This window comes from Parazoarcus communis SWub3 = DSM 12120, assembly GCF_003226565.1.
GTDB classification, from domain to species: Bacteria; Pseudomonadota; Gammaproteobacteria; order Burkholderiales; family Rhodocyclaceae; genus Parazoarcus; species Parazoarcus communis.
The window spans coordinates 1-220 of the sequence record NZ_QKOE01000226.1 but is presented as its reverse complement, the minus strand read 5'-3'; the positions used below and the strand labels follow the sequence as shown (position 1 = coordinate 220).

The window sequence follows — 220 nt, the reverse complement described above, 5'->3', positions numbered from 1 at the left end:
CGAGCAGGTTGAACTCGGGGTCGCTCAGGTTACGCGCCACGGTGTGGGCCCAGTCGTCATCGGCCAGGGCTGAGAGCGTGCCGTTGGGGGCGGTGACATCGAGGCGATTACCGGCCGGGTCGAAGCGATAGTCGTGGCGCTGCGCCCCGTGCTGGCTTGCGATGAGCCGGCCCGAGGCATCGTAGGCGTAGGCGATGGCGCGGGGGCCGGCGCCATCGCG

At 70.9% G+C, this 220-nt stretch carries 1 protein-coding gene; it reads right to left on the bottom strand.

Annotation, left to right across the window (positions count from 1 at the left end):
• The coding region (locus tag DNK49_RS23840) for a hypothetical protein (RefSeq protein ID WP_133255204.1) at positions 1–220 on the bottom strand (220 nt) is incomplete at both ends.